Annotated in this window: 25 protein-coding genes, 5 pseudogenes and 1 other annotated feature; of the genes and pseudogenes, 9 read left to right on the top strand and 21 right to left on the bottom strand. The window is 62.0% G+C overall.

Annotated elements, in window-relative coordinates; all coding sequences use genetic code 11:
* The 4 genes from E1J61_RS15605 to E1J61_RS15595 all read left to right on the top strand — a co-directional run.
* Nucleotides 1-304 (top strand): integrase core domain-containing protein (locus E1J61_RS15605; protein ID WP_165971483.1); only part of this gene is annotated, 304 nt, incomplete at its 5' end.
* 344 nt (nucleotides 305-648) lie between these two features.
* A complete protein-coding gene (locus tag E1J61_RS15600; protein ID WP_243736882.1) occupies nucleotides 649-1,926 on the top strand; it encodes a patatin-like phospholipase family protein in 1,278 nt (425 codons plus the stop codon).
* A 3-nt stretch (nucleotides 1,927-1,929) separates the two neighbouring features.
* Nucleotides 1,930-2,097: a hypothetical protein gene (locus tag E1J61_RS37415; protein WP_165971482.1), complete on the top strand. Its 168-nt coding sequence runs from the start codon at nucleotides 1,930-1,932 to the stop codon at nucleotides 2,095-2,097.
* 547 nt (nucleotides 2,098-2,644) lie between these two features.
* Nucleotides 2,645-4,066, top strand: a complete 1,422-nt coding sequence (locus tag E1J61_RS15595; protein WP_133094961.1) for a DUF2252 domain-containing protein — start codon at nucleotides 2,645-2,647, stop codon at nucleotides 4,064-4,066.
* Between the two features lie 16 nt (nucleotides 4,067-4,082).
* Here E1J61_RS15595 and E1J61_RS15590 read toward each other — a convergent pair whose 3' ends face one another.
* The 11 genes and pseudogenes from E1J61_RS15590 to E1J61_RS15545 all read right to left on the bottom strand — a co-directional run bounded on the left by E1J61_RS15590 (nucleotide 4,083) and on the right by E1J61_RS15545 (nucleotide 12,866).
* Nucleotides 4,083-5,027 carry a transporter gene (locus E1J61_RS15590; protein WP_243736881.1) on the bottom strand — a complete coding sequence of 315 codons (945 nt, stop codon included), beginning with the start codon at nucleotides 5,025-5,027 and terminating at the stop codon, nucleotides 4,083-4,085.
* Between the two features lie 268 nt (nucleotides 5,028-5,295).
* A pseudogene (gene tolA / locus E1J61_RS15585) lies at nucleotides 5,296-5,646 on the bottom strand (cell envelope integrity protein TolA); the annotation flags it as partial.
* A gap of 164 nt (nucleotides 5,647-5,810) precedes the next feature.
* Nucleotides 5,811-5,954, bottom strand: a pseudogene (locus tag E1J61_RS15580) (H-NS family nucleoid-associated regulatory protein); the annotation flags it as partial.
* 71 nt (nucleotides 5,955-6,025) lie between these two features.
* The gene (locus tag E1J61_RS38255; RefSeq protein WP_243736880.1) at nucleotides 6,026-6,370 is read right to left on the bottom strand and encodes a hypothetical protein; all 345 of its coding nucleotides are present in this window, start codon (nucleotides 6,368-6,370) and stop codon (nucleotides 6,026-6,028) included.
* 20 nt (nucleotides 6,371-6,390) lie between these two features.
* Entirely contained in the window at nucleotides 6,391-6,681 is a 291-nt protein-coding gene (locus E1J61_RS38250; protein ID WP_243736879.1) for a hypothetical protein, read from the bottom strand.
* Nucleotides 6,678-7,235 carry an integrase gene (locus E1J61_RS15570; RefSeq protein WP_133094959.1) on the bottom strand — a complete coding sequence of 186 codons (558 nt, stop codon included), beginning with the start codon at nucleotides 7,233-7,235 and terminating at the stop codon, nucleotides 6,678-6,680. The genes E1J61_RS38250 and E1J61_RS15570 overlap by 4 nt, the downstream gene beginning before the upstream one ends.
* Before the next feature lie 670 nt (nucleotides 7,236-7,905).
* Nucleotides 7,906-8,020, bottom strand: a sequence feature (AL1L pseudoknot).
* Nucleotides 7,934-8,298, bottom strand: a pseudogene (locus E1J61_RS15565) (transposase); the annotation flags it as partial. It overlaps the preceding feature by 87 nt.
* A gap of 477 nt (nucleotides 8,299-8,775) precedes the next feature.
* Nucleotides 8,776-9,579: a TauD/TfdA family dioxygenase gene (locus E1J61_RS15560; RefSeq protein WP_133094958.1), complete on the bottom strand. Its 804-nt coding sequence runs from the start codon at nucleotides 9,577-9,579 to the stop codon at nucleotides 8,776-8,778.
* Nucleotides 9,576-10,601: a zinc-binding dehydrogenase gene (locus E1J61_RS15555; RefSeq protein WP_331251594.1), complete on the bottom strand. Its 1,026-nt coding sequence runs from the start codon at nucleotides 10,599-10,601 to the stop codon at nucleotides 9,576-9,578. Before E1J61_RS15555 ends, E1J61_RS15560 begins: the two co-directional genes overlap by 4 nt.
* A 46-nt stretch (nucleotides 10,602-10,647) precedes the next feature.
* Nucleotides 10,648-11,619 carry a tripartite tricarboxylate transporter substrate binding protein gene (locus tag E1J61_RS15550; RefSeq protein WP_133094957.1) on the bottom strand — a complete coding sequence of 324 codons (972 nt, stop codon included), beginning with the start codon at nucleotides 11,617-11,619 and terminating at the stop codon, nucleotides 10,648-10,650.
* 185 nt (nucleotides 11,620-11,804) lie between these two features.
* Nucleotides 11,805-12,866, bottom strand: a complete 1,062-nt coding sequence (locus tag E1J61_RS15545; RefSeq protein ID WP_133094956.1) for a 3-keto-5-aminohexanoate cleavage protein — start codon at nucleotides 12,864-12,866, stop codon at nucleotides 11,805-11,807.
* A 334-nt stretch (nucleotides 12,867-13,200) separates the two neighbouring features.
* Here E1J61_RS15545 and E1J61_RS38830 point away from each other — a divergent pair, with 334 nt between their 5' ends.
* A complete protein-coding gene (locus tag E1J61_RS38830; protein ID WP_371704199.1) occupies nucleotides 13,201-13,728 on the top strand; it encodes a sigma 54-interacting transcriptional regulator in 528 nt (175 codons plus the stop codon).
* 197 nt (nucleotides 13,729-13,925) lie between these two features.
* Here the strand turns inward: E1J61_RS38830 and E1J61_RS38240 are convergent.
* From E1J61_RS38240 to E1J61_RS15515, 4 genes and pseudogenes are all read right to left on the bottom strand, one after another.
* A pseudogene (locus tag E1J61_RS38240) lies at nucleotides 13,926-14,787 on the bottom strand (ISKra4 family transposase); the annotation flags it as partial.
* Between the two features lie 36 nt (nucleotides 14,788-14,823).
* Nucleotides 14,824-15,432 carry a plasmid pRiA4b ORF-3 family protein gene (locus E1J61_RS15525; RefSeq protein ID WP_133094952.1) on the bottom strand — a complete coding sequence of 203 codons (609 nt, stop codon included), beginning with the start codon at nucleotides 15,430-15,432 and terminating at the stop codon, nucleotides 14,824-14,826.
* A gap of 214 nt (nucleotides 15,433-15,646) precedes the next feature.
* Complete coding sequence (locus E1J61_RS15520; RefSeq protein WP_243736878.1) at nucleotides 15,647-16,045, bottom strand: cupin domain-containing protein; 399 nt, start codon at nucleotides 16,043-16,045, stop codon at nucleotides 15,647-15,649.
* Between the two features lie 711 nt (nucleotides 16,046-16,756).
* Nucleotides 16,757-17,431 (bottom strand): metalloregulator ArsR/SmtB family transcription factor, encoded by a 675-nt coding sequence (locus E1J61_RS15515; protein ID WP_133094951.1) that lies wholly within the window; start codon nucleotides 17,429-17,431, stop codon nucleotides 16,757-16,759.
* A 73-nt stretch (nucleotides 17,432-17,504) separates the two neighbouring features.
* Between E1J61_RS15515 and E1J61_RS15510 the strand changes: the two genes are divergently transcribed.
* The 3 genes and pseudogenes from E1J61_RS15510 to E1J61_RS38235 all read left to right on the top strand — a co-directional run.
* On the top strand, nucleotides 17,505-18,245 hold the full coding sequence (locus E1J61_RS15510) for an MBL fold metallo-hydrolase (RefSeq protein WP_133094950.1): 741 nt from the start codon (nucleotides 17,505-17,507) through the stop codon (nucleotides 18,243-18,245).
* Between the two features lie 3 nt (nucleotides 18,246-18,248).
* On the top strand, nucleotides 18,249-19,493 hold the full coding sequence (locus tag E1J61_RS15505; protein ID WP_133094949.1) for an MFS transporter: 1,245 nt from the start codon (nucleotides 18,249-18,251) through the stop codon (nucleotides 19,491-19,493).
* Between the two features lie 191 nt (nucleotides 19,494-19,684).
* Nucleotides 19,685-20,080, top strand: a pseudogene (locus tag E1J61_RS38235) (integrase); the annotation flags it as partial.
* Here E1J61_RS38235 and E1J61_RS37410 read toward each other — a convergent pair.
* From E1J61_RS37410 to E1J61_RS15475, 6 genes are all read right to left on the bottom strand, one after another.
* Nucleotides 20,075-20,236, bottom strand: coding sequence for a hypothetical protein (locus E1J61_RS37410; RefSeq protein ID WP_165971479.1), 162 nt, complete (start codon nucleotides 20,234-20,236; stop codon nucleotides 20,075-20,077). The pseudogene E1J61_RS38235 and the gene E1J61_RS37410 sit on opposite strands and share 6 nt — an antisense overlap.
* A 21-nt stretch (nucleotides 20,237-20,257) precedes the next feature.
* A complete protein-coding gene (locus E1J61_RS15495; protein WP_133094964.1) occupies nucleotides 20,258-21,241 on the bottom strand; it encodes a tripartite tricarboxylate transporter substrate binding protein in 984 nt (327 codons plus the stop codon).
* 32 nt (nucleotides 21,242-21,273) lie between these two features.
* Entirely contained in the window at nucleotides 21,274-22,344 is a 1,071-nt protein-coding gene (locus E1J61_RS15490; RefSeq protein ID WP_018008385.1) for a cyclase family protein, read from the bottom strand.
* A 10-nt stretch (nucleotides 22,345-22,354) separates the two neighbouring features.
* A complete protein-coding gene (locus E1J61_RS15485; protein ID WP_133094948.1) occupies nucleotides 22,355-23,287 on the bottom strand; it encodes an NAD(P)-dependent oxidoreductase in 933 nt (310 codons plus the stop codon).
* Nucleotides 23,284-23,982, bottom strand: coding sequence for an RraA family protein (locus E1J61_RS15480; protein ID WP_018008383.1), 699 nt, complete (start codon nucleotides 23,980-23,982; stop codon nucleotides 23,284-23,286). The genes E1J61_RS15485 and E1J61_RS15480 overlap by 4 nt, the downstream gene beginning before the upstream one ends.
* Before the next feature lie 117 nt (nucleotides 23,983-24,099).
* Nucleotides 24,100-25,071, bottom strand: a complete 972-nt coding sequence (locus E1J61_RS15475) for a tripartite tricarboxylate transporter substrate binding protein (RefSeq protein ID WP_133094947.1) — start codon at nucleotides 25,069-25,071, stop codon at nucleotides 24,100-24,102.
* Nucleotides 25,072-25,163: 92 nt separating this feature from the next.
* Between E1J61_RS15475 and E1J61_RS15470 the strand changes: the two genes are divergently transcribed.
* Nucleotides 25,164-25,925 (top strand): IclR family transcriptional regulator, encoded by a 762-nt coding sequence (locus E1J61_RS15470; RefSeq protein WP_133094946.1) that lies wholly within the window; start codon nucleotides 25,164-25,166, stop codon nucleotides 25,923-25,925.
* The last annotated feature ends 110 nt before the right edge of the window (nucleotides 25,926-26,035 follow it).

The raw sequence follows: 26,035 nt of genomic DNA, 5'->3' as shown, positions 1-26,035 counted from the left end.
CCAGTACGCGAGCGCGGAGTATCAGGCCTTGCTGGCACGCCATCAGATTGTTTGCAGCATGAGTCGAAAAGGCAATTGCTGGGATAACTCGGTGATGGAACGGTTCTTCCTGAACCTGAAGATGGAGCGCGTGTGGCAGCGTCAGTATGCCAACCACGCCGAGGCACGGCGCGACATCACCCAGTACATCGTTGGCTTTTATAACCCGGTGCGCTTGCACTCAACCCTCGGGTATCTGTCGCCCACTGCCTACGAGGTGAAATCGACAGTGAAACAACCTATCTGCCTGTCCGAAATTACTTGACCACTACAACGATCGCAGGTTCCCAGCGTGCATCCGAAGGGGGCCGGCCATCTCCAGCCGTTCGCCCTCAACGTCACCACGACACTCAAGGGGGCGGCCCCGGCTAGACAATGGCCCTTCGTACATCACACTCGTCGCGTCATTCGCTGTTTCAGCCGATTCGTACGCATTCATACCGTCATGCTTGTGCCCTCTGTGGATTGAACCTGCCAAGAGTAAACTCTCCCAGAACGTGCTCTGCGTTAGCCGAATAGAAAGATACGCGTCGATGTGGACGCCAATCCAAGGGACCGAGGCAATGGCCTTGCAGGTGAAAGGCCACCCAATGCAAGGAGGGCGAAATCATGAGCCGGTTATTTGCTGCGATGGGGTCACTTGCGGGCGTCGCCGACGCCCAACTTAACCTCAAGTCCACCGTCCTCAGCCTAATTGCGGCTTTCATGCTTGTCTTGCAAGGGTGCGCGACCGCGCCGGCACGCCTGCCGGCAGTTCCCCCCGACCTAACAACAAAGGCTGAAATACCCGGCATGCCCGGGGTACGCTACGTCGCAGGGATCGATTCTCCACAACTCACCGAAGCAGCTTTTGAGTCACTTAGGCGGGAACAGGCTTACCGCGCCCGGGAGGGGCACAAAGGGCCTATGCCTGCGGCGGTGTACGCCGCGATTTCGGGTGGCGGTGACAACGGTGCGTTTGCTGCCGGCCTTCTGAATGCATGGACGGAGACTGGGACACGACCGGTGTTCAAACTCGTCACCGGCATAAGCACTGGTGCGCTGATCGCGCCCTTCGCTTTTCTTGGGCCGAAGTACGATGCGACGCTGAAGGAGGTCTATACGACCCTTTCCCCAAAAGACGTTATGAAACCGCGCAGCTTTCTTGGGGGCGTGTTAAGCGACGGGATGGCCGACAACGCGCCACTGCTAAGGCTGACGCGAAAATCGGTGACCGAGGATCTGCTCAAGGAGATTGCCACGGAGTACGCTAAAGGCCGCATGCTTTTGGTGGCCACTGCTGACCTCGATGCGCGCCGCGGAATTATCTGGGACATGGGCAAGATCGCAAGCTATGGCGGGCCCAACGCATTGGACCTGTTTGTGAAAGTTATGGTCGCCTCCGCCTCGATTCCAGGTGGCTTTCCGCCGATGATGATTGACGTGGAAGTCGACGGCAAGCACTACCAGGAGATGCACGTCGACGGCGGTATCGTCGCGCAGGTATTTGCCTACCCGGCGGTGATCCGCGTCAAGGAGGACGCGGCTTCTGTTGGCGTTAGCCGCGAGCGCAAGCTCTATGTGATTCGCAACGCCCGACTCGACACGGAATGGGCGCAAGTCGAGCGCTCCACGATGAGCATTGCCGCTCGTGCGGTCACCTCGCTGATCCAAAGCCAGGGCATTGGGGACCTTTATCGTATCTATGCCACGGCGCAGCGCGATGGCGTTGATTTCAACCTTGGCTTCATCCCAGCGAGTTTCAACGCACCACACAAGGAGGAGTTCGACAACGAATACATGCGTGCCCTCTATGACACCGGTTATCAAATGGCGCTGAAGGGCTACCCGTGGGTTAAGGCACCCCCTGGATTTACATTGCCGAGCGCCGTGGCAGCGGAAAAATAGCGCGTGCAGCAAGCGCTGAACTTTCTTCTTGTCATCCTGAAAGACCTAACCGATGAGACATCCACCCCGCCTGAAGCTGCTTTGAATGGCGGACAGGAGGCGGCAAGCATCACGCGCCTTGCCGTGGAAGACAGCCGAGGCGACACGAATGTCCGTGAATCGGTGCCGTAAGGGTCCCTTGCCGCGATCCTACCGAATGGCAGAAACGGCTACAGCCTTCCAAGCGAGGACGGCGATCGTCGCTTCCTTGTCTACGGGGTCAGACACCCCGGCAATGTATCGCGCGCTCAGTCGCGCGCTTGGCGCTGGGCTGGGGTCACATGACGTGGGTCAATCCGAACGCCCATAGGGCAGCTAGTTTTATATCTATTGATTGGCCAATCGCCTTTACTTGATTCAGAAGGAAGGTGGGATGACCTCGGAAGGGCGCGCGGCCTGGGACAGGTCGCGTGGCACGCAAGGGCATCGCGGAAGGAGAGGCGCCGTGGGCAGAAACGTTTCTAAGGCCAACGTCTCCGACATGGAACGCCACCCGGACAACCAGCCGGTTGCGGGCGCGCGATGTTTGCGACCCTCGTCGACGAGCTGGGGGCCGCCGGCATCGCGCCGCGCCTTGGCGGCCGACCTACCGTGGCCGATGCAGTTGACGAATTCCAGCACGGGCCCGGCATTGCCGCCAGCCCGATGCCGGCAAAACGGCAATAAGGAAGGATGCACCATGGCCAAGGCAGACAAGACCCTTCGCAACGGCGAAAGCGCCCCCGCATCCGCCTACCTGACCGCCGACGAGCGTGCCGCCCGGGGCCGGGCCCTGCGCGACACGGTGCCGCGCTCTTCTCAATCTGGCTGGACGCCAGCCCCAGACCGTCGCGACCCGGTGACGATGCTGGAAGAGTCGAACGCCGGCCGGATGATGGAGCTGGTCCCCATCCGCTTCGGCCGCATGTCGGCCTCGCCTTTCGCCTTCTATCGGGGCGCGGCCGCAATCATGGCGGCCGACCTGGCAACCGCCCCGACCAGCGGCATCCGCGTACAGAGTTGCGGCGATGCGCACCTGATGAACTTCGGCGGCTTCGCCACGCCGGAGCGTAATGTCATCTTCGATATTAACGACCTCGATGAAACCCTTCCAGCTCCCTTCGAGTGGGACCTGAAGCGACTGGCGGCGAGCATCGTCATCGCGGCCGACCATTTGGCGCTACCCAGGAGCGATGCGGCACGCGTGGCGACTGACTCCGTACGCGAGTACCGGGAGCGGATGTATAACTACGCGGAGATGCGCGCACTTGATGTCTGGTACGACCGGATCGACCTGCAAAAGTACGAGGACCGTTCTGGCGATCCCAAAGTCGTCGAGGCGGCGCGCAAGCGGCTGGCTGAACGCATCGCGGCGGAACGGCGCAAGTCGACGCCCGACCATCTCTATCCCAAATTCGTCGCAGAGGAAGGCTTGCATCCGAGGATCAAAGACGAGCCGCCGCTGATCTTCCATCCCTCTGAAGAGCAGGCGCCCGGTCTGTCATCGGGCTACGAGGAGGCTATCGCACGGTACCGCGAGAGCCTGGCCGACCATACCCGGGTGCTGTTCGACCGCTTCCACTTTTTCGACATGGCCATCAAGGTGGTCGGTGTCGGCAGTGTCGGCACGATGTGCGCCGTGTGCCTTTTCATGGCAGCGGACAACGACCCCTTGTTCGTGCAGGTGAAGGAGGCCCGCGCGTCGGTGCTAGAGCCCTATGCTGGCAAGAGCGTGTACGACAATCACGGCCAGCGCATCATCGTCGGCCAGCGGCTGATGCAGTCCGCCAGCGATGTATTCCTGGGCTGGACCCGCGGCAAGAACGGGCGCGACTTCTACATCCGTCAGATGCGCGACATGAAGTTGTCTGCCCTCATCGAGGACTGGGATGCCGGCCTGCTGAGGCAGTACGGCCGGATGTGCGCCCACGCGCTGGCCCGTGCGCATGCAAGGGCGGGCGATGCCGCGATGATGGCGGGGTATATGGGCTCCGGCCAGACCTTTGACGACGCAATCTGCGAGTTCGCCACCGAATACGCGTCCCAGAACCGGAGCGATTTCCGGGCCTTCCTCGCGGCAATTCGGGAAGGACGTATCGAGGTGAAAATCGAGGAGAGCTAGGCGTCCGGCGGCGGCTTCAACGGTCCAGCCACTGGTACTGAAGCGCCAGCGTGATTGCCTTGTGGTCGCCCCCTGCGCGAGTTATCAGTCCCCTCGACGCCCCCAGCTTGGCAGACCAGCCATGGACGATCGGTACCGATAGCGTGATGCCGTAACGTGAGTTTTCCTGCCGATCGGCATTAGTCAGGCCGTTCACCGAGGTATTGCCGCCGGTATAGAAGCCAGCGTCGGCGGCAATCCAAAAGCCAGGCCGGATCTGGTAGCCGCCATGCAACTGTAGTACGCCGAGGGGAGATTGTGCTCGCCGGTTGCTGCCCAGGAAAGCCGTGTTGTCTCCGAACACCCACACACCCGCGGAGACTTCTGCAAACCAATTGCCAATGGGCCGCGACAGCCCGATTTCCGATTTCACAGCCCAGCGATGGGCACCAATATTGATCAAGCGGTTTGCATTGTATTGGCCCGTTGGGACAATGACGGTAACACTCCCGCCAAGCATGCCAGTCGGTGCCCGCTTTGCGAAATCGGCGGGACTCAGTGCTGGACCGCCGACGAAATTGACGGCCAGCCGCATTCGGACATCGCCAATTCCCGCGCGGTGAACGGAGTGCGGTGCGTCGAACACGTTTTCACTGACATCGCCAGTCGCGAAAGGTATGGCTACGCCGATCGAAGCCGTTCGCCCGGCAAGGTCGAATGCGCGCACATAGCCGACCCCATAGATGTTTATCCTGGCGTACACATCCGTGATGGGCAGTGATGGGTCGGTCAGGACGTCGCCGGTCAGCAACGTATAGGTAGCAGCGAGAAAGTTCGCGCCGACCGGTAAGGCGGAATAAGCACGAGGTTCCAGTTCCTGTGCGTGGGCAACCGTCAGGCCCGAGAGAGCGAGCCATACCCACCAGGTGACAATGGCCCGGCCAAATGCTGGCATGACGACGCCTTCGATCAATTTGCCCATGTAAGCGCATTATGGACGACGGTGGGCGGGGTAGTTCCCTGACGTACCAGAACTCAGAAGGGAAAATTTCGTCGGCTGGGCTGTTTCCATTCTGAAGCCCGGCGCGGTTCAGCCTTCCGCATCAAATGAGCAAGAATGGCACCCCCCACGTGGTGCATCGCATGTGAGCAATTCGGAAGGTCGTACAATACTCAGGCTTGACGGGTTCTCCGCGAACAGGGAGCCGACTCGCATGACCCACTCACCGGGGATGATGGCTTTAAGTCGTTTAGTCCTTGGGACGGAATGTGATCGTGATATTGGATGGAGCCTTGCCGCTCTCGTCGCGCGGCAGCGGATCAGATCGCTCGACCGCGCGCAGCACAGCGTTATCCCAGCCCGCGTCGCCACTGGACTTGGAGACGCGTGCCGACAGCAGCGAGCCGTCCGATGCCATCTGCACCGTCACCACGGCGGACGGGTTGCCTTCCACATCGGCGGCAAAAACGATGTTCGGTTGCACGCGGCGACGCACGCGGTCAGCGTAGCCAGCCGACGCTTTGCCGCCGTGTGCACCACCAGTCAGCGCCTGCAGGCGGGCGAGTTCGGAGCGACGATGCGTGCTGGTGGCGTCCGACCGCGTGCAGATGGTTTGCGCGATTTCCTCGCCAACTGTACAGGCTTGAACGCAATGAGGCTGCCTGAAGGCAGACTCTGGAGGCGTGCCAAGATATGGGAAGTCCGCTATCACAGGGGAAGACGGCCACATGGCGATCCGCGGTGGGAGCACGGATCTGTAGCGCGCTACCCAACCCGGTAAAACTCTTTACTCTGCCCCGCGTTGACCGCCCGCCGCAGCCAGTCGGGCATGTCGCCCTGCCCGTCCCAACTCTGCCCCGCGGCATTGCGGTAGCAGACCACCGGTGGTGGCGATGGTGCGGGCAGCGGTGACAAAAACCGCTAGGAGCCAGTCAGACCGCCCCCCGGCTCAAATGTCGCAGGTGTCGCGCCTGGCCGCGCTAGGCGTTCGACGTCCAATCGTCGTCGGTCGGCGCTAGGGCAATTTGATTGGCCGTCAGATAGGGGCCCAATTCGGGAAAGTCGAACAGCGGAGTTGGGGTACTTGCTGGCACCAGTTGTGCACGGTCATCGAAGATCGCGACGCTGGGCTCGCCCGCCAGGCGCGACTGAAAATACAAGCCATCGATCCGAGGAAATGCCGCATGCAAAGCCGAACTCCACAGGTTCGGGCCAAGGTAGTCGGTGACCGAAAACACTCGAGCGTCCATGCCAAGGGCGGTCAGCACACCGGTAAGATCCGCGAGCACGAGGCCGAGGATCGGCCAAGGTGAGCCTGCAAACACATCTCCTGCTCAGTTCATGCTCATCGAGCATTAACGGCAGACGTTGTCCCTGGAAGCGCTCCCGAATGACTGCTTCGGCCATGCACGCGGTAAAGCTCGGAGCCGCATAGACCGAACTCGCCGCCTGCCGCATCGAACCGGTAGTGGGTTACGCCCGGCGCGCGGCGATTGTAGTGAATAGGGTGCAGATGCGCGCGATGGATCCGCCAGAGCGCTATCTTCTCGAGATCGAGTGTTTTTGTAGCAAGCCGTCGCTCAGCCAGGTCGGCCGGCGGCAGCGGGCAACCCAATTCTTCTGCGCTAAAGGTCATGCGGCGCCCTGCTCGTCGCGGTACCGCGCCTCGACGAGCCGCACAACGACGTCTATCGGGACCACTGCGTCGGCGATCCAATCCGCCGGTGTGCGCCCCTCTAGGCTTTCTTGCGGGCGATGCAGAAAGTTATGGATGACCCAACTGCTCGCTCCCGCCGCCACGAACGGTGCAAGCACAGCGGCCAGCCGCTCGGAATCGACGTGGAACTGCCACGACGGATAGCGAAACCCTCGCTCGCGCCCCGGCAGCACGAGTGCGTAGAGCCGCCCCCCCTGGCGATCCTGATTGATAGCGCGGTCCGAACGTCCCGCATAAAGCGCGGCGTCCTTAAGGGACAGGTTCTCCGGCTGCTCCCACTCATGTGCGGCTGCCAGTCGACCACGTTCACGCGCCGCCTGCAGCGGATCGGAATGTGCCGCCTCCCCCGCATGTGCCACAGGCTCTCCGGCAGCAATAGAACGACGGTCGCGGAAAGGACGATTCGGCTTCGCAAAGATCCGAACAATCCTGCCCAGTGCGGCATCCAATTCGTGCTGGACCTCGACGGACAATGCGACTTCACGCGACGCGTCGTTGACGAGAGCTACAGCGGTCTCAACTAGCTCACGGGGCGTGGCGTGTTGCGACTCGCGTGCTGCCGCGGAGGATGTCGCCCGCCGAGCGCGGGCCCGGCTAATCGGAACCTGGGCAGATTCGAATCTGACAGGGGCGGCGGCGAAACGCGCGCGAAGTGAAATACGGCGGGGTATGGTCATGAACCTATTTTAGTTCATGAAGTTCATGACGACAACCTCTCTGGAGCCGGAGTGTGAGTCGGCTACTTAAAGTCGTGTCTAATGGCGCACAAATGTCGTTCACCCGGCGCACGCCCAGCGCGATGACCTTCCCTGTCGGCTTGGAGAGGGCTTGCCGCAGATCAGGCGTGGGACAGTGAGTCCTGCGCGAGGCTGCGCTCGTAGGCGACGATGATCTGGCGAGGCGGCAGCCTCGGCAACGTCGCGCATGCACTCAAGCGTGGTCGGCGATCAGGGTCAGGCCATCATCGCCGAGGCTCCTCTGAATCTCGGGGAACAGCAATCCGTCGCGGGACGCTTTGGTGAGTATGTCGGTCTCCTAGGCCGAATGCACCCCTTCACCGCCGGTTGGCCGGCGGCTTGTTGCCCCGCTTGTCCTTGTGGCTGAACAGGCGCGGTATGTCCGGCTGCTCGTCCTTGATGGAACCGGACATCACCGAGCCGTGCAATGGTTGCTCGACCCCGAAGGCGTCGCGATGCAGATCGACAAAGGCCTTCAGGACTTCAAACGGCGGTCGAGCTCCGCCTGGGCGAAAAACGCGCTTGCCAACTTCAGGATCTCGTTGGCGCGGCGCAGCTCCTTTACCTCGCGCTCCAGCGCCTTGAGGCGTTCACGCTCCGACGTGGTCACGCCATCGCGATCGCCGCTCTCCACCTGCTCTTGTTTGACCCACCCCAACAGTGTCTGGCTCGTGCAACCGATCATCGGTGCGATGGATTCGACTGCCGCCCACAGCGATGGATGCTCGCTGCGCTGCTCTCGAACCAGACGTACAGCTCGCTCTCGGACCTCGGGGGAAAACTTGGTCTGCTTGCTCATGGGCTCCATTCTCTCAAGAATTGGAGCCTCCACTAAACCCGGGGCGGTTCACTTAGCCCCGCTGCTCTCAGGCAGCGACGACGATGGCATCGTCCAGATGAAGGTCTTGACTCAGGCGCGGACCAAGAATCCGGCCTTGCCAAAGAGCTAAACAGCTCGTGCGATTCGAGACAAGGACTCAGATCGCATCCTGTTGACGGTCATTGACGGACCGTCGACGCTTCAAGCCCACCGATATCCTTCCGTCCTACCGCCGCCGTTGGGAAATCAAAACGAGCTCTGCGCTGATACAGGGTGAACTGATCTGGGCAGCCGCCATGGCCCCAGGCAAGCTGCCGGCAGCGCATGCGCGCCAAATTTCAGTTGGCGATCGTACAAAAACGACGGGGGCGTATTTGCCCCCGTGTGGTCAAAGCCCTGCCTAAGCTCTACACCGTCCGGTACCTCAGAAAGGACTTAACTGAACGGCATTACTTTTCAAGCGGGCACTTCGCCCTTTAGGGTGACCCGGTTCAAAAGGCGCTCGTGGTTGCCGTAGTCGTGGACCGCATAGTGCATGGTGCACCGGTTATCCCACATCAGCGCATCGCCGACGCGCCACATGTGGCGGTAGATGTTGTCCGGCTGCGTGCTGTGCTCATATAGGAAGTTCAGCAAGGGCCGGGCTTCGGCCTCCGTCATGCCCTCAATGCCCAGCACATTGTCCGGATGCCCGATGTAGAGCGCCTTGCGGCCGGTCTCCGGATGCGTGCGCACCATCGGATGCACGGCGGAGGGCACATCCGACTCGCACACGCCTTGGGAGCGGGCCAGCCGCACTGCGCGGAAATGGACGCGCAAGCCTTGCAGCATGCGTTGCATGACGGGAGTCAGCCTATCGTAGGCGAGATATTGGTTGCACCACATCGTGTCGCCACCCACCGGCACCACCTGCGCGCTGAGCATGGTGATCTTGGGCGGCACGGGCGTGTGCGGCGCATCGTAGTGCCAGGCCTCGGTCGAAATCAGCTCCTTCGGCGCCGTTCGGATCTGGACCACTTCGGGATACTCATCGAGCCGCAGCTTGGACAGCAAGGCCGGAACGACCGGCTCGCCCCAGTGACGGATGAAATCCAGCTGAGCCGCGGGCTTGAGCGGCTGCTCGCGGAACACCAGCACGCAGTGCTGCAGGAATGCCTTGCTCAGTTGCTCGAACCGTTCGTCGGTCAAGGGCTCCGAGAGCGAAACGCCTTCGACCGAGGCACCGATCGAGCCGGTGAGTGGTGTGATCCTTATGGTCATGCAAGCTCCTTCGTCGCAGTCTGCGACATGGTGATTGGCGCGGCGGCCGCCATCACACTCTTGTGGACGGCCAGGACGATTTTTCCGAAGTGCTGGTTGGTTGCCATGTAGGCGTGGGCCTGTGCGATGTCGTCGAGTGCGAACAGGCGGTCGACCGGCATCTTGAGGCGATTCTCGCGCAGCAGCGGCAGCACATCACGCGCGCACGCTTCGATCAAGGCGAGCCGTTCTTCCTCGGTACGGGTGCGGAAGGTGGTCCCGACAAGCTTCAGCCGATTGACCCACATATGCTTGATGTCGACCTGGGCGGTATCGACGCCGCTCATCCGCGCGATGATGACTAGCCGGCCGCGCACGGCCAGGCATTTCAGGTTGGTGTCGAACACCGCGCCGCCCAGCGAGTCGATGATCACGTCCACGCCGCGGCCGTCGGTGGCGTCCTTCACGGCCTGCACGGTGTCCGACTGCGAGGCATCGATGGTGTGGGTCGCGCCGTATTCACGCAGCCGCGCCAGCTTGGCCGCCGAACGCGAGGTGGCGATGACCTGGCTGGCGCCGAGTTGGGCGGCGAGTTGGACGGCGGCCAGTCCCATGCCGCCGGTGGCGGCATTTACCAGCACGGATTGGCCGGAATGGAACTCGCCGTTGGTGACGAGCGCGTCGTGCGCGCTGATGAACACGTTGGGGAATGCGGCCGCCTCGACCCAGGACAGCGTGGCCGGGATCGGGATCAGCGCGCGCGCCTCGGCCAGCACATACTCGGACTGGCCGCCCCAGCCGTGGCCGGTGACGCGGTCGCCTTCACGCACGCTGTGCACATCGGGTCCGACCTCGCTGACCATGCCGGCGAACTCGATGCCGGCCAGTATCGGGCCGCCGTTCTTCGCTTCCCCTACCCGGATCAGTTCGCCCCGGTTCAGGCCCGAGGCCATCACCTGCACCACCACTTGGCCGGGACCCGGCGTCGGGCGGGGAATCTCGCGGATTTCCAGGTGGCCGCCTTGCGGGCCCGGAATAATCATGGCTGCTTTCATCGCTGGATCATTTCCATCAAGGTTTTGTCAGGTCTTACTGCTTCAGGGTCAACTTGCGGTTCAGCGCGTCGAAGTGGTCGTAGTCCGACTGCAGGCGCTGCGCGAATTGCTGCGGCGATTCGGGCATGATTGGCTCGAATCTCAGCTTGGCGACCTGGTCGCGGAACGGCGCCAGACCCGCGATGCGGCGCGTGACGGCGTAGAGCTTTTCGACAACGGCTGTTGGCACCTTGGGAGATACCGCGATGCCCTGCCAGCTGCTGAAATCATTGAACTCCTGAAAACCCTGTTCAGCGAAGGTCGGAACCTGCGGCATGCCGGGATAGCGGGTGGTGCCCGCGATGGCCAGCGCTTTGATTTTGCCGCTCTGCAGATGCGGTCCCGAGGTCACGACGCTGTCCAGAGCCATCGTGACCTGATTGGACATCACCGCGAGCAGCGCGGGCGGAGTACCCGAATATGGCACGTGCTGCATGTTCACGCCGAGTTTGAGATTGAGCATCTCACCACCGCGCTGCGCGATCGTGCCGGGACTCGGGGAAGCAAAGCTGCTCTTGTCCGGCGCAGCCTTGAGTTGCCGCGCCATGCCGGCCAGGTCATTTGCGGGGTAGTCCTGCGCAACGACCAGCACGTAACGGTACTGGGTGAGCGCCGCCACCGGCCGCACGTCCCTCATCGGGTCATAGGGGGGCTTCATGACGTGCGGTATTTCGGTGAGCACGTTCGAGCTGGTGTACAGGATGACATGGCCGTCGGCAGGCGCGTTCAGCATCGCCTGCACGCCGATTGAGCCTCCGGCGCCCGCCTTGTTTTCAACGATGACAGGTTGGCCAACTTCCTTGGACAAATAGCTGGCAAAGAGGCGAGCCGGTGCGTCCATGTTTCCGCCGGCAGGCGCGGGGACGATGATCTTGATGGCCCGCTCGGGCCAGGCCTGGGCCAGCGATGAGCAGGCCAGCAACAACGCGCCGAGCGCGAAACGACAAGACGCAAGGCTAGCATTCATGGATATCTCCTCGGTTTTTTTCACACGACGCGGTGAACTGCGGACGATCTAACTCCAGGCATCGACGCGTGCAGCGCCAGCTCGCCGACCAGTGCGTTCGCTGCAGGCTGGCCAGTGGCCCGGTGCCTCGTGGCGCAGACCGGGAACCGGCAGCAGTGTCGGCGCTGCGGACCGTCGTGCGTCGCTTATCGCGCCACCTTGCGTTCGGCCAGCGCCGGCCTGACCGGACGGCGAGCGGTGGGATAACGCAACTCGGCGAGCGTCTGCTCGGTCGTCTGGTACTGCGTGCCGATCTTGAAGATGGCGCGTGCCTCCTGGGCCGACGCCACGCCCCGTCCCAGTTCGTGCGAGATGCGCACCAGTTGCTCGATCTGCTTCACGCTGGACATCGGCTCGCCGGTGGGGCCCCAGATCGTGTCCTCGATGCCGCAGCGCACGTGCAGGCCCATGGCGATCGCCATGGTGTTGACCGGCAGGGTGGCGCGCATCAGCGATTCCAGTGTGAGCGTCGACCCATCGGGGAGAAGGCGAATGAACTCCATCATGCTGTAGGGGTCCGGGTTGTCGAAGCCGCCGCTGAGCGCGACCCAATTCACATTGAGCGGCCCCTTGTAGAGGCCACGCCGGATCAGGCGCTCGAGGGTGACCAGGCCCGACTTCATAGTGATCTGAAAGTGCGGCTGGATGCCGTTGGCCGCCAGCTGGGCGAGGTGTTCGCGCAACCAGGCCGGCCCGGCCGGAACGATCATCTCTTCGTAGGCGTCATAGACCGCCTTGCGCTCGAACGAGGTGCCCGCGCAGTCCTCAGCGGTCATGATCTCAACCGTGTTCATCTGGCCGGTGTTGACTGCCACCGTGACCTGCTCGGGCGTCGGCTTCAGGCGCGCCAGCATGTGACGCGTCTCGTCACTCAGCCACTCGGCGGGCGCGCCCTCCTCGACCGGTGCGAACGAGATCGAGCCGCCGACCTGGATGATCATGTCGGGCACCGCCTGCTTCAGGCGCGACAGCAACTCGTTGAAGCGGTCGAGGTTCTTGCAGCCAGAACCATCGTCCTCGCGGGCATGGAAATGGAGCACGGTGGCACCGGCGTTGTAGCAGTCCACCGCCTTCTGCACCTGTTCCTCGATCGTGACCGGGATGTCGGAGGGAAAGTCGCCCGGCTCCCATTGCGGGCCATAAGGCGCGGCGGTGATGACAAGTTTTTCCTGATTTTCGGGCAGCAGGGCCCCGTCGAGGAAGTGCATGGTGTTCTCCTTGGTAGGCTGCGGTGTCTGCGAAGGCAGGCCGTGCGCGCTGGTAGCTATGATGCGGGTCGCCGCCTCGACAGAATTGATCCGTTGTCGCGTAGAATTGATTAGATGTAACGGGTCAAAAACTTTGGAAAATGTCCACCGACCAGCCCCACCTCATTCGAAGTGCCAGCCTGACGGGCTTCGCCGATCTGGCGCAGTCGGCTGGACTCGACCCCTTGGCGATGATGCGCAAGGCGGGCCTGCCACGCCGGTGTCTCGACGATAGCGAGACCCTGATCGTGGCGAGCATGACAGCGGCGTCGTTGAGGAGATCGACGGACGCACGGTGATCATTGATCGGGCGCCCCTGTACGAAGGCAATGTGCGCGTCGGCGCTTTCTTGACGCTCCATCAGCCTACACGCGTCGAGAAAGCCGTTAACAGGCTCCGAACGCATCGGTACACGCACTCGCAAACAGCAAGGTACAAGCTAGAAAGCGCCTTCACGGGCGCGCGGCGCAACGGCAAGGCCGGCCTGTTTGAAGCTGCCAACGAGGGAACCGGGTTGCTCGACGAGGTGGCGGAGATGCCGCCGATCTTGCAAACGCGATTGCTGCGGGTCTTGCAGGAGGGAGAGGTAACGCGAGTCGGGGGTACCGACACCTTGCAGGTCAATGTTCGCATCGTTGCCGCCACGCACCGGAACCATTGGGAGCGCGTGCGCGAGGGCGCCTTCCGGCAAGATCTTTTCTATCGCCTCAGTGTGCTTCGCCTGCAGGTGCCGCCACTGCGAGTGCGTCCTGAGGACCGCGACATCCTGACCACTGCGCTGATAAGCGCCGATGCGGCGCGTGCACCTTGCCGACTTGGTTAAGACGTCCTGCACGCCGCCCCTGCCCTGCCGGCAAGGCAGCTTGCGGCGTTTCTCAATTGCGGTCACGATCCCAACGGCCAACCTGCCGACACTCCAAAGGCGCCTGACACCACGCTTGCTGGGAGAGCGGTGGCCCTCTTCTCCGGCGATGGACGGATACCAGCGTTCAACGTAAGACCGGAGCTGGTTATTGAGCACCGCGGTCCGGATTTGCAGTAGGTTGTGCGCGTGCCGAGTACGGTTTCCCCGCCGTCCGACAGAAAGGTCACCGGCTGACTGGGTTGCACACCCTCACGAAGAAGGAAATTCCACATACGATCGGCCGGTCGGCGCTCCAGCTTGTGCACGTACGCAAAACTATGCCCGCCATCCTGATCGCGCAGGGACTTCCCGACGATCACTTCAAACCAGCATCCTGGCGGCGCCGGTGTCCGGCCCGTCGAAGGAAGCCGCCGTCAATGCCAACCGCGCGGACCGGACTGGGCTCGGGGATCTCGGGCGAGCGGACGCTCGCGGCCACCTCCGCTTGCTGCCGCGCGTCGGTGGCCTGCTCCGCTTCCAGCCGGCGACCGAGCGTGGTGACCTGACGCCGGATCGAGCTGGCTGCCAGTACATGATCGAGCGGCAATACCTCTTGCAGGACGTTGACGGTCAGACCATACGACATCAACGCCGCAAACTTGACCTCGAGATACTGCAGTTCTGGACTGTTCCGCTCAGGCAAGCAATTAGCGACCGGACTGAATGTGGGGGCGTCGCCCTGGCATTGCCGGCAGGGGTACAGCCGCGGACTGTCAATCGACAGCCGCCCGAACGCGCTACGGAAAACCAACTGATGGTGGCCCCGCACGTGGGACAAACGCTGGCCCTGGCAACTGCCTCGGCAACCTGCGCCGCGACCATCGTGCGCTGCAGCCGACCCAGCAGTGATTTTGCCTCCTGCAGATGCAGCCCCAGCGAGCCCACATCAAGGGCATCTCTCTCGAACTGGGCTATCTCGGTGACGGTGGCTGGCGCGCCTCCATCGTCCTGCACGACGAGTTGCAAGCTGATACGCATGGCCGCCCTCCTTCCTTGGAAGCTGCGGCGACCAGTCTACCCCTCGAGCTCTCGCAACCGATCATTGACGATCCGACGATCAAAGCGACGATCCAGCCAAATCAGCCACCTATCGACCTCCTCGCGCAGGTCTTCCAGCACGATTGGCCCTTCGCGCAGCGACTCGATCCAATCGACGAACTCATATTCACTGTGTTCGTCCCCGGCCTCCAGATACCTCTCGATTCCGCCAATGTCCTCGGGCGGGCACGGCCCGCAACCCGCCACGCAACGGGGCAACTGGCCAGGCTGTTGCCGCAGCATACGCCGCTCCATGCGTATCTCGTGGCGCCACCACGCGTTGAAGTCATACACATAAACGAAGCCTTCGTGTTCTCGGAGATGAAACGCGGTCAACGGAAGTTCGCTGGCGACTGTGCAGAACTGCAAGACGCCCTCCTGAGCTTCGCCGTAACGCCTGCCACGAATGCTGAACGTGTGCGGATGCTCGTCGGCCCAGCCCATGACGACCTGGATGACAGGGTGCAATTGTCCGAGCGTCAAGTGCTCGGGAACGAGGACGCGCCGCCAAACCGACGGGCTCAGGCCGCGCAGAGCAATTCGAAGTTGAAGGACGGAGATCGCCGGCCCAGGATCGGAAGCCATGCGCGCATTGTAGGTGCCTCATTGGCCTCTCAGTAGCTGTCCGGTCGTCAGCCCCCGCTTTGGTGCGGTCTCCCGCAAGGGCTTTCACATGAAGCTACAATGCCGCAGCCAGGTCGCGGTGGTGCGCGGTCAGCATGCAACTTACGGGACCGAAGCTGGCCGGCTACAAGGGGCCTGGAAGCATCGCGGATTCGTCCGGCGTTGGGCCGACAAGTTATTTCTTTCTTGGATCCTCCGCGGGATTCAAGTAGCTGATGCCCCAGGGACCGGTGCCATGAATCTGAATGATGGTTTCTTTGCTGGTGGTGTAGGCGAACATAGGCATTCCCGCGGGCATCATCGTGACGCCGCCAGCCGGATAAGCCCTGGCCTTGGCGCGATCGAACGTCTCGCCGATACCCAAATGGAGCGTCCCGGACAACACTGTGACTCGCTCAAACACGGGATGAGTGTGGGCTGGGATCTTGAAGTTGGGAGGAAGCTTGATTCGCATGGTGAACGGCGCGGCTTGCTTGAGATCACCTTCCAATACCGCCAGTTTGGCGCCAGGTCCGATAGATGGGGCCTCGGTCCACTTGACTTCGGACGGGACGATCGAAATGTGGCCTTCCATAGCGGGTTCCGCTGCCAGAGCGGGGGCCATAATGAGCGCACCCAGCGCGCATGCCGTCGAGGCTCCAATCATTCTTAAGTTGCGCATTCTCTACTCCTCTGCGCTCGCATTTCCCCGGTCAACCCAGCCACCGGTGCCGGCAGTCACCGGCCGGCCTGAGATCGCGCTAACCGGTTCGCGTAAGCGGTGAGATGCGCCGCCTGCCTGGAACCCAGCCTGAGCGCGGGCTGAGGCAAAGGACGGGTGTAACCCCACGGCAGCAATTTCAGCCTAGCGTGCCGGATAGCGGGAAGCAAGCAGCGCGGGTCCTGATTCGATGAAGATTCGGTCGCCCTTCCATTAGCAAGCCAAACGGGCAATCTTCATAGGACAGTGAATGCCGGCCGTAGTCGTGAAGGGGGCGATCTCGAGCGCCTACCAAGTGACGGGAAGGGTACGAATCCGGCACGCTGTGGTGGAACCTGAACACCGTCTACGGGTACCTGAGGAACAACGCGCGCACGCTGGTCAACTACGGCGCTCGGCATCGCAAGGGCCTCGGGGAACTCTCGCCCCGCCGCACCGCTTAGCGCCTCAGAGCGGACGCGCCTCATTGCGACGCCTGACTAACGGCTTCAGCCTGACATTGTTGACGGGACATGCCACAACGCTCCGCGGGTCTGAAGGATGCGCCGGAACTGGTTGCTGAACCAGAACAGCCGTGACCTGACGCTAGACGGCAACTGCAGTCTCGATGGCAAGACCGGCCGCCTTCCATTCGGGGAAGCCGTCTTCGAGACGCGCCGCCTTGAAGCCCTTGGCACGCAGCGCGGCGACAGCCTCGAAGGCCAGCACGCAGTAGGGCCCCCGGCAGTACGCGACAATCTGGGTGTTGACCGGCAACTCGCTCAGGCGATGTTCCAACTCGGCCAGCGGGATATTGCGTGCACTAGGCAGATGGCCCTCGGCAAATTCATCCTGTGGCCGGACATCCAATACAGTGACTCGGCCATCGGCAAGACGCCGAGCCAACTCTTCTCGAGATACTGCCTCCATCGAATCGCGAGAATGGAAGTAGTCGTTCAGCGTCCGGTTGACCTCTGCAACATTTCGCTCGCCGATCCGGCCTAGGGACTTCATCAAACTGACAATCTCATTGTCGCCAGCAAGGCGATATACGATGTGCTTGCCTCGTCTCTCAGTATCTACCAAGCGTACTCGCCGAAGGATTTGAAGATGGCGCGAGGTGTTGGCGAAGCTCATACCCGACAGCGCGGTCAGATCCTCAACGGACCGCTCGCGCTGGGCGAGGTGCTCCAATAACTCAAGACGGCCTGGATGGCCAAATGCCTGCGCTATTTCTGCGAGGCGCTCAAAGATCGCTTGCTTCGGTCCCACGCTTGACACTCCACCTTCGTTTGGTCAATCATTCGCGATATTGATTGAATGTTATCACCGCCCCTCGGTAAGGAGCAATGTGATGATCCTACGGCAATACCTCCATTCCAATCCCGTGGGGATTTCATACCTCCTTGGCTGCGGCGGCAAGGCGACAAGCGTTGTGATCGATCCGGTCGCCGAGCCCAGCTTGTATCTGCAAGCGGCTGAGGCCACGGGGATGAAAATCAACTACGTGATCGACACTCATGTGCACGCTGACCATGTGTCTACCGGCCGGGCCCTTGCGGACGCGGCAGGCGCTGTATATGTGCTTTCGGCGAATGCCGACATCGTAGTGCCCTTCAAGCGGGTTAAGGACGGCGACGAGATCCAACTCGGCAATGTAGTCCTCAAGGTGCTCGACACACCCGGTCATACACCCGAGCATATCTGTCTGCTTGTGACAGACCGCACGCGCGCTGATGAGCCATGGCTGCTCGTGACTGGTCACACGCTCATGATCGGCGACCTAGGCCGAACCGAACTCGCCGTGAGCGCGGTACAGGGTGCGAAGGACCTTTTCCGCAGCGTGCAAAGGCTCAGGGCGCTTCCTGATTACCTGGAGATCCTTCCCGGCGCCTACGCCGGCTCGGCCTGCGGGCGCAGCCTCAGCGCTAACCCGACCTCGACACTGGGCTTCGAAAAGCGGTACAACCGGGCGTTCCGCATCGAGAGCGAGGAGGAGTTCGTCCGCTTCATGCTCGACGATGTACCGCCGCCGCCGCCCGAAGCAGCCCGCATACGAGCAGTCAATTCCGGCCGCCGCGCACTTGGAGCGTAGCTGATGGGAGAGGCAGTAGTTGCGTCCGCTCGGCCTTCAATTCGACTAGGGCTCAAGGAAAACTGGCGGCAGTTTTCACTGCTTGTACTGATCAATGCCTTTGTGGGTGGTATGGTCGGCATTGAGCGGACGGTCGTGCCTCTGATTGGCGCAAAAGAATTCCACATCGAGTCCACGACGCTCATTACCTCCTTCATCATCAGCTTCGGGGTGATCAAGGCCCTCGCCAACCTTGTTTCGGGACAGCTCGCGGACACGTGGGGCCGCAAGCGTGTGTTAGTCGTCGGATGGCTGCTTGCGCTGCCAGTGCCTTTCATGATCATTGGCGCACCGCACTGGGAATGGGTGATCGCTGCCAATGTCCTGCTTGGCGCCAGCCAGGGCTTTGCATGGTCCATGACCGTGATCATGAAGGTAGACCTGATCGGCCCGAAAGGGCGAGGTCTGGCGGTGGGTCTTAACGAGTTTGCTGGCTATTTCGCGGTGGGCCTAACCGCGTTTCTCACTGGCTATCTGGCGAGCCGGTACGGTCTTCGGCCGATTCCAATCTACCTCGGCATCTTTTATGCGGCAGCCGGGCTAATTCTGTCGATCCTCGTGGTGCGTGATACACGCGAGTTTGTTCGTCTGGAAGCTGCTGGCAGATCTACGGAAGCATCATCTCTCTCTTTCCGCGATGTGTTTCTGCTGACCTCCATCAAGGACCGCAACCTGTTCGCAGCGTCGCAGGCCGGGCTGATCAATAACCTCAACGATGGCATGAGCTGGGGTATTTTCCCGCTGTTTTTCACGGGACTCGGACTCAGTGTCGAACGGATAGGGATTCTCAAGGCCGTTTATCCGATCGTATGGGGAGTTTGTCAGGTAGTCACCGGCCCATTGAGCGATAGGTGGGGTCGCAAGGGCCTCATCGTCCTCGGCATGTGGGTCCAGGCAGCCGGCCTCTTTCTGACAGCGTTCACCGCACAGTTTGAATGGTGGTTGTTTGCGAGCGTCCTGCTCGGAATAGGCACTGCAATGGTCTACCCAACCCTGATTGCGTCAGTATCGGACGCTTCGGAGCCGAGCTGGCGGGCTCGATCCCTGAGCGTGTATCGGTTCTGGCGAGACCTCGGTTACGCAATTGGCGCACTCTCGGCGGGCCTCATTGCTGATCGCTTTGGCTTTGCCTATGCCATTCTGGCAATCGCCGTCGTCACGTTCATTTCGGGGGGCATCGTCGCGATCGCCATGCGAGAACATCGTTGAAATACTCTGCGGCTCGTACACGCAGATGCCGCGTGAGGGCAGAAATAAGTATTCTCGACGGGAGCGGCTGATGACCGTTCCAGGTAGCATTTCAGTCATTCAAATAAGCCGATCCAGTGGCTCAGAAGGGTCGATCAGCGACCACTGGCGGAAGCGCAGACTGGTTTCCCTTCATTTGAAAGGAGACCGTCGTGGAAAACACCCCTCTCGACCAAACGCGTCACGTCCCATGGAACAAAGGGAGGCTGACGGGCCAGAAGCCTCCACTGAAGTTGAATGAGATATGGGCGATACGAACTCGGCTTCAGCTTACGACGAATGTTCGCGAATTGGCGATGTTCAACCTTGCCATCGACAGCAAGCTCCGAGCGTGCGACCTGACCCGTCTGCGCGTGCAGGACATCTGCATTGGCAGCCAGGTTGGCGCCCGGGCAACAGTCATGCAGCAGAAAACTCAGTGGCCAGTGCAGTTCGAGATCACGGAACAAACTCGCCAAAGCGTTCAGTGTTGGATTCATGCTCGTGGACTCAAGCTGGGCGACTATCTCTTTCCGAGTCGTTTACACGCCTCACCGCACCTGTCAACGCACACCAAGAATGTCGGCGGCGTCCTGCAACACGATGCCGCCTGATCGGATGTGCCAGGCACCTTCCTTCACAATCTCCGCCTTGATTGCCACTTCGGATAGATCCATGAAATCAAGCTGCGCATAAGTGCTGCTCGTATTGCCGATAGACATCATGGGCCTTGGTGCTGAGTATCGTTATTCGGCCCGGATGCTGCCTTGCTTGATGACCTTGGCCCATTTCGCGGTCTCGCCCTCGACGAACTTGCGGAAGTCCTCGGGCCGCGAGCCGGCCGGTTCGGCGCCGATGGCGGCGAGCCGCTTAGAAACCTCTGGAGAGTTGAGCACTTCGCGCGTCAGCGCGCTGAGCCGGTCGACAATCGCCTGTGGCGTACCGGCCGGGGCAAAGAGCCCGTTCCATTCGTAGACCTGATAGCCCGGCAAGCCGGATTCGGCAATCGTGGGCGTGTCCGGCAACGCGGCAGACCGCTTCGTTCCCGTCGTGGCCAGCACCTTGAGCTTCTTGCCCGCGACTAACGGGTATGACGCCGCCATATTGCTGAACATCATGTCGACCTGGCCACCCATCAGGTCGCTTAGCGCAGGCGCGCCGCCCTTATAGGGAACGTGCAGCAGATTCAGTCCCGACTGCTGCCGGAACAACTCCGCTGCCAGGTGCTGTGCCGTGCCCGGCCCCGCTGAAGCATAGGTCAGCTTGCCCGGCTTCGCCTTAGCGGCATTAACAATGTCCTTCGGCGACGTGAATGGAGAATTGGGCGGCACCACTAGCAGGTTCGGCACCAGCACCACCAGCGAGATGGGGGCGAAGTCCTTAACGGTGTCGTATGGCAAGCGCGCCTGCAAGCTTGGATTGACCGAATGCGCGGTGGCATCGAGCAGCAGCGTGTAACCATCGGGCGCGGCCTTTGCCACCGCGCCCGCGCCAATCACGCCGCTTGCACCGGGACGGTTGTCGACCACGATGGTCTGGCCTAGCTTGGCACCAAGCGGCGCGGCAAGAGTGCGCGCAACCGTGTCGGCGGCACCGCCCGCGGGATAGGGCACAACCAGCCGGATGGGCCGGTCCGGATAGGCTGCAGGTGCGGCGTGGGAGGCGTTCGGCGAAATGCCGAGGCCAAGCAATGCGAGCGAAAGCAGCCGGGCAGTGATGGGCTTGAACATGTCTCTACTCCAGATTCTTATGTGATGAAAAATCAAACGGTAGCGATGGGAGTTGCCGGGGATCCGACCGCGCCGGGCAAGCGCAGGGGCGGTGCGGTCAACAGGAAGCGGCTGCGCCGATGTGCCCGCAGCCACCGCGCCAACGGCGTCAGGTGCCACAGTTCGCCCAGATGAATGCCATTCTTGAACAGGCAATGCTCGTGCAGCGGCAGCCGGGGCCCACGGATCGGCGATGGCGTCAACGGCTTGGGCACGACAAGCTCTACGGCCGGGTTGTCTGCCAGCAGGCAGGCGAGCCGCACGTCGGTGATCCAGTTGAGCAGCTTCTTGTCGTGTCCGTCCAGCCCGGTCCCGGTTTCATGCAGCACGCGCAGGTCGGGCATCTTGTTCATCGACAGCAGCGTGTCCGCGAAGCCGGTATGCAGGCACACCATGTCGCCTGGTTCGACCGCTATCTTGTCGGCCTCGAGTATGCGCATCAGCGCGTCATAACCGACGGCGTTGCGCTTGCGGCCGATGTGGTGCTCGAGGTCAATCATGACGCCTCGCCCTTGCGCCCCATGCTCGGCCAGCACCGCAATGCTCAGCGCGCGAGCTTCGGGATTCTCGTAGCGCGCCCACGGTTCAGTGGCCTGCATTTCAGTGCCCGCGATGACATCCTCGCCGCCCCGGTAGCCGTTATAGAACACCGGCTCTTCCTTGCCATCGCCATCCGCGTCGAAATGGCTGCCGACATGCGCAAGACTGTCCCATTGCGTCGAGTACTGCAGACTCATCAACACCACGTCGTCGTTGACGACATCGGTCAGGTCGGGGTCTTCCGACTGATATGACCAGCAGAAGCCTTGCTGCCCGGCGCTCTTGCCGTCGCGCAGCACGGCAAAGCGGCGCGGTGGCTGACGGCGAACGTTCATCGTTTGCCCGCCCGGATAGTCGAGCGGCAGCGACAGGCAGAACGTGACGCCCTCGCGAACTTCCGCCACACCCTGCAGCACCTTAGCGCGGTCGACCAGGTTCATCCGGCCGCGTTGGTCATCCGGGCCGAATTCGCCCCAATGACTGCCTTCGGGCTGCCGCTTCCAGCGAAGTTGAGTTGACGCCATGCCCCGCTCCTTAGTGTTGCCCGCCGAGCACCGCCAGCGCGTTCGTCGCGGCCGCTACGCCCATGTTGACGTAGGCGTCGCTGGTCACGCCGCCGATATGGGGGCTCAGCACGAACTTCTGATGACGGAAGAACGGATGGTCCGGAGCAGGAGGCTCCTGTGCCAGCGAATCCAGGCCGGCTGCTGCAACCTTGCCGCTCTCCACCGCCGCAAGCAGTGCCGCCTCGTCGATCAGGCCGCCACGCGCGGTATTAACCACGATGACACCGTCCTTGCAAGCCGACAATGCGTCTGCACCCAGCAAGCCCTTGTTGTCGGCGGTAAGCGGGCAATGGAACGACACGACATCGGACTCGCGCCAGATCGTATCCAGGCTGACCGCACGGATATCGTCGGGTACCTCTGTAGCGAAGGGGTCATAACCCAGCACGTTCATGTCCATGGCGGTTGCCATGCGGGCAAAGCGGCGGCCGATCGCACCCAGGCCGATGAGGCCAAGCGTACGCCCCTTCAATTCGAGGCTCTGGTGCGTCGCCTTGTCCCAATGCCCCGTGCGCGTGCGCTGGTCCAGGTGCACCACGGATTTCGCACAGGCAAGCAGCAGCGCCATGGCTTGCTCGGCCACGGCCGCAGCATTGGCACCGGCGGCCGCCACCACCTTCACGCCACGCGCCTGCGCGGCTTTTTGGTCGATGTTGTCGATGCCGCTGCCGTGCTTGGACAACACGCGGATGGACGGCGCCGCGTCGAGCGCCATGGCACCCACCTTGCTGGTGCGCACGATGATCGCCACCGGTGCATGGCGGCGACACAGGTCGGCCGTTTCCTCTTCGCTGGCGGCCTTGCCGGCATAGATCAGTTCGTAATCGGATAGCAAGGCGACGGCTTGCGGGGCGAGATTTGCCGCAGTCACCACAATGACAGGCTTGCTGGCGGCGCTCACAGTGCCTCTCCCGCCTTCAGCACGCCCGCTGCGCGCAGCGCGTCATCCAGCCAGGCCGGACGCAAAGCCTTGCCCGATTTGATTCCGTCGATGCGCTTGCGCTCGCCGGCTACTTTCTCGGCCGCGGCGGCGATCAGCGAAGCCGCCTTATCGCGTTCGATGACCACGACCCCGTCGGCGTCCCCGATCACCAGGTCGCCCGGGCATACGCTGACGCCACCGCATTGGATCGGGTGGTTGACCCGGCCCGGCACGAACTTGGTCGGGCCATTGGGGTTGGTGCCAACGGAATACATCGGGAAGCCCGCATCCCGGATTTCATCGGCGTCCCGCGACGCGGCATCGAGCACGACGGCGGTCACGCCCAGCGCGATGCACTGCTGGACCATGATGATGCCCATCAGCGCGCTGTTCTGGTCGCCTTTGCCATCGACCACGATGACGTCGCCCGGGCGGGCCAGCGCCATGGCCGCATGGATCATCAGGTTGTCACCCGGTCGCACTTCCACCGTCAGCGCAGTGCCACAGAAGCGGCTGGTGGGGCTGAGCGGCGCAATGCGGCCGTGCATGCCGCCGCGGCGTCCGGCCACGTCAGCAAAAATGGATGAAGCGAACTCCGAAGCCTGCCGGACGATCTCGGCCGGTACTCGTTCAAAATCACGGATGACATCAGGGAGGGTCGGTTGCGCGGACATGGTTGCTCCTGAAAAAGTGCGAATGCATCCCACCGCCCGCCTGGTTACCCACGGCGGGAGGTTCTGCAGTGATGCGAAATAGTTGGGAAGTGCTTGGTGACGGAAGCGCGTCGGCGCTCAGTCGATGGTGGCGCCGGAGTCCTTGACCACCACGCGCCAGCGGGCCAGGTCTTTCTGCATCAACGATGCGAATTCCGTGCTGCTGCCGCCGAGGACACGACCGCCTTCGGCTTCGATCTTGTTTTTGACGTCAGGCGTCTTCAGGGCCCGGTTCAGTTCGGCATTGAGCTTTTCCAGGATCGGCGCAGGCGTGCCGGCGGGCGCGAGCAGGCCGAACCAGGTATCGGCTTCAAACTGCTTCACACCGGCCTCCGTGACGGTAGGCGTCGACGGAAGCTGGGCGGAGCGGTGGGTCGAGGTCACCGCCAGGCCGCGCAGCTTGCCGTTCTTGATCTGCCCCATGACGGTCGGCACGGAACCGATATAGATGGCAACCTGCCCGCTCAGCACGTCAGTCAGCGCCTGCGACGCGCCCTTGTAAGGGATATGCTGCAGCTTTACGCCGGCCTGCTTTTGCAACAGTTCCATGGCGAGATGAGCCACGGTGCCGTTGCCTGGCGTGCCAAAGGTGACGGTGCCCGGTTTTGCCCTGGCTGCTGCCAGCACTTCGCCGAGGTTGCGGTATGGGGAGTTGTCCGCCACCACGAGCGCCAGTGGCGCGGAGGCGATCAGCCCGATCGGAGCCAGGTCCTTGCCCGGGTCGTACGGGAGTTTCTTGTACAGCGAGGGATTGATGGCCAGGTTGCTGGTCTGGCCGAACACCAGCGTATAACCGTCTGGCGCCGCCTTCGCAGCGGCTTCAATGCCCAGATTGCCCCCGGCGCCGGGCTTGTTTTCGATGACTACCGTCCACTTAAGGTCGCGGCTCATCTGATTGCCGATGGCGCGCGAGAAAGCATCCGGCGCTCCGCCCGGCGGGAACGGCACAATCAGGCGAATAGGCTTGGTGGGATAGGTCTCGGCCACTGCGGACAGCGGCAGTAGGCCGAAAATGGCGCAGGCGGCCAGAATGCGGGTAGTCCGTTTCAAGGTTGTCTCCAGGTTTAGCCTTGTTCTATGCGCTAACTATAGGGAGTCGTTGCGAGGTGTACAATCGCGTTGTCTACTACGGAACGCATGCCATGGACCGGAACACTTCGCCCGCTTTGGAAGATGCCAAAGAAAGTGTCGATAAAGACACCATCATCGCAGTAACGCGGGCATTACAGATCCTGGAAGCGTTTTCGGCCGACGACACTGCGCTAACGCTCGCTGAACTCAGCCGTCGCGTCGGCATGGGCAAATCAACCGTCTTGCGCACCGCGAGGACGCTCGCTCAGTCCGAATATCTGGTGCAAAGGGACGATGGCCAATGGCGACTCGGCGCTGCGGCGGGATGGCTCGGCGCACGCTATCAGGCCGCCTTTCGCGTTAGCGAAACGGTCGAACCCGTGTTGCGACGCATCTCGTACGAGACTCGGGAGAGTGCCGCGTTTTACGTCAGGGAGGGCGACACGCGGGCCTGCCTGGTGCGTGTGGAAGGGCCCGGCGCGGTGCGACACCACGTGCGCGTAGGTGAAAGGCTGCCGTTGATTGGCGCCCCCGGCCGTGTTTTGCGGGCCTTTGCCGGTGAAATGGGCGAGCCCTACGAAACGATCCGCAAAGACGGCTATTTCATCTCTATGGGGGAACGCGAGCCAGAAGTTTCCAGCATTGCAGTTCCCGTGTTTGGCATTAACTGGACGCTAGCAGGCTCGCTTTGCATCTCTGGCCCGATCAGCCGCCTGACCCGCGACAAGCTGAGCGAATACGCCGAACTGATGCTGGCTGCGGGCCGCGAAATGTCGTATCTGATCTCCGGCTCCCGCGGGCAGACCGCGAAGCCATCCACTTGGCATCCTTGAGACAATTGTTCGGGAAAACTTCACTGATTTGCACAGTCGAGTGGGAATCGTCTTCATTGAAACCCATGTCGGCCATCGCAAAGCTGCCACTGGAACTAAACCCGCCTCAG

The sequence above is a fragment of the Cupriavidus sp. L7L genome, from assembly GCF_004353535.1.
In the GTDB taxonomy this organism is placed as follows: domain Bacteria; phylum Pseudomonadota; class Gammaproteobacteria; order Burkholderiales; family Burkholderiaceae; genus Cupriavidus; species Cupriavidus oxalaticus_A.
Note: the sequence above shows the minus strand (reverse complement) of the source record. Positions and strands in the feature narration are given on the sequence as shown.

Excerpts from the sequence above, each read along its gene's own strand:
- E1J61_RS15600 (WP_243736882.1), top strand. The coding sequence starts at position 649 with ATGAGCCGGTTATTTGCTGCGATGGGGTCACTTGCGGGCGTCGCCGAC.
- E1J61_RS15595 (WP_133094961.1), top strand. The coding sequence starts at position 2,645 with ATGGCCAAGGCAGACAAGACCCTTCGCAACGGCGAAAGCGCCCCCGCA.
- E1J61_RS15590 (WP_243736881.1), bottom strand. The coding sequence starts at position 5,027 with ATGGGCAAATTGATCGAAGGCGTCGTCATGCCAGCATTTGGCCGGGCC.
- E1J61_RS38250 (WP_243736879.1), bottom strand. The coding sequence starts at position 6,681 with ATGACCTTTAGCGCAGAAGAATTGGGTTGCCCGCTGCCGCCGGCCGAC.
- E1J61_RS15560 (WP_133094958.1), bottom strand. The coding sequence starts at position 9,579 with ATGACCATAAGGATCACACCACTCACCGGCTCGATCGGTGCCTCGGTC.
- E1J61_RS15555 (WP_331251594.1), bottom strand. The coding sequence starts at position 10,601 with ATGATTATTCCGGGCCCGCAAGGCGGCCACCTGGAAATCCGCGAGATT.
- E1J61_RS15550 (WP_133094957.1), bottom strand. The coding sequence starts at position 11,619 with ATGAATGCTAGCCTTGCGTCTTGTCGTTTCGCGCTCGGCGCGTTGTTG.
- E1J61_RS15545 (WP_133094956.1), bottom strand. The coding sequence starts at position 12,866 with ATGCACTTCCTCGACGGGGCCCTGCTGCCCGAAAATCAGGAAAAACTT.
- E1J61_RS15525 (WP_133094952.1), bottom strand. The coding sequence starts at position 15,432 with ATGGCTTCCGATCCTGGGCCGGCGATCTCCGTCCTTCAACTTCGAATT.
- E1J61_RS15520 (WP_243736878.1), bottom strand. The coding sequence starts at position 16,045 with ATGGAAGGCCACATTTCGATCGTCCCGTCCGAAGTCAAGTGGACCGAG.
- E1J61_RS15510 (WP_133094950.1), top strand. The coding sequence starts at position 17,505 with ATGATCCTACGGCAATACCTCCATTCCAATCCCGTGGGGATTTCATAC.
- E1J61_RS15505 (WP_133094949.1), top strand. The coding sequence starts at position 18,249 with ATGGGAGAGGCAGTAGTTGCGTCCGCTCGGCCTTCAATTCGACTAGGG.
- E1J61_RS37410 (WP_165971479.1), bottom strand. The coding sequence starts at position 20,236 with ATGATGTCTATCGGCAATACGAGCAGCACTTATGCGCAGCTTGATTTC.
- E1J61_RS15495 (WP_133094964.1), bottom strand. The coding sequence starts at position 21,241 with ATGTTCAAGCCCATCACTGCCCGGCTGCTTTCGCTCGCATTGCTTGGC.
- E1J61_RS15490 (WP_018008385.1), bottom strand. The coding sequence starts at position 22,344 with ATGGCGTCAACTCAACTTCGCTGGAAGCGGCAGCCCGAAGGCAGTCAT.
- E1J61_RS15480 (WP_018008383.1), bottom strand. The coding sequence starts at position 23,982 with ATGTCCGCGCAACCGACCCTCCCTGATGTCATCCGTGATTTTGAACGA.
- E1J61_RS15470 (WP_133094946.1), top strand. The coding sequence starts at position 25,164 with ATGGACCGGAACACTTCGCCCGCTTTGGAAGATGCCAAAGAAAGTGTC.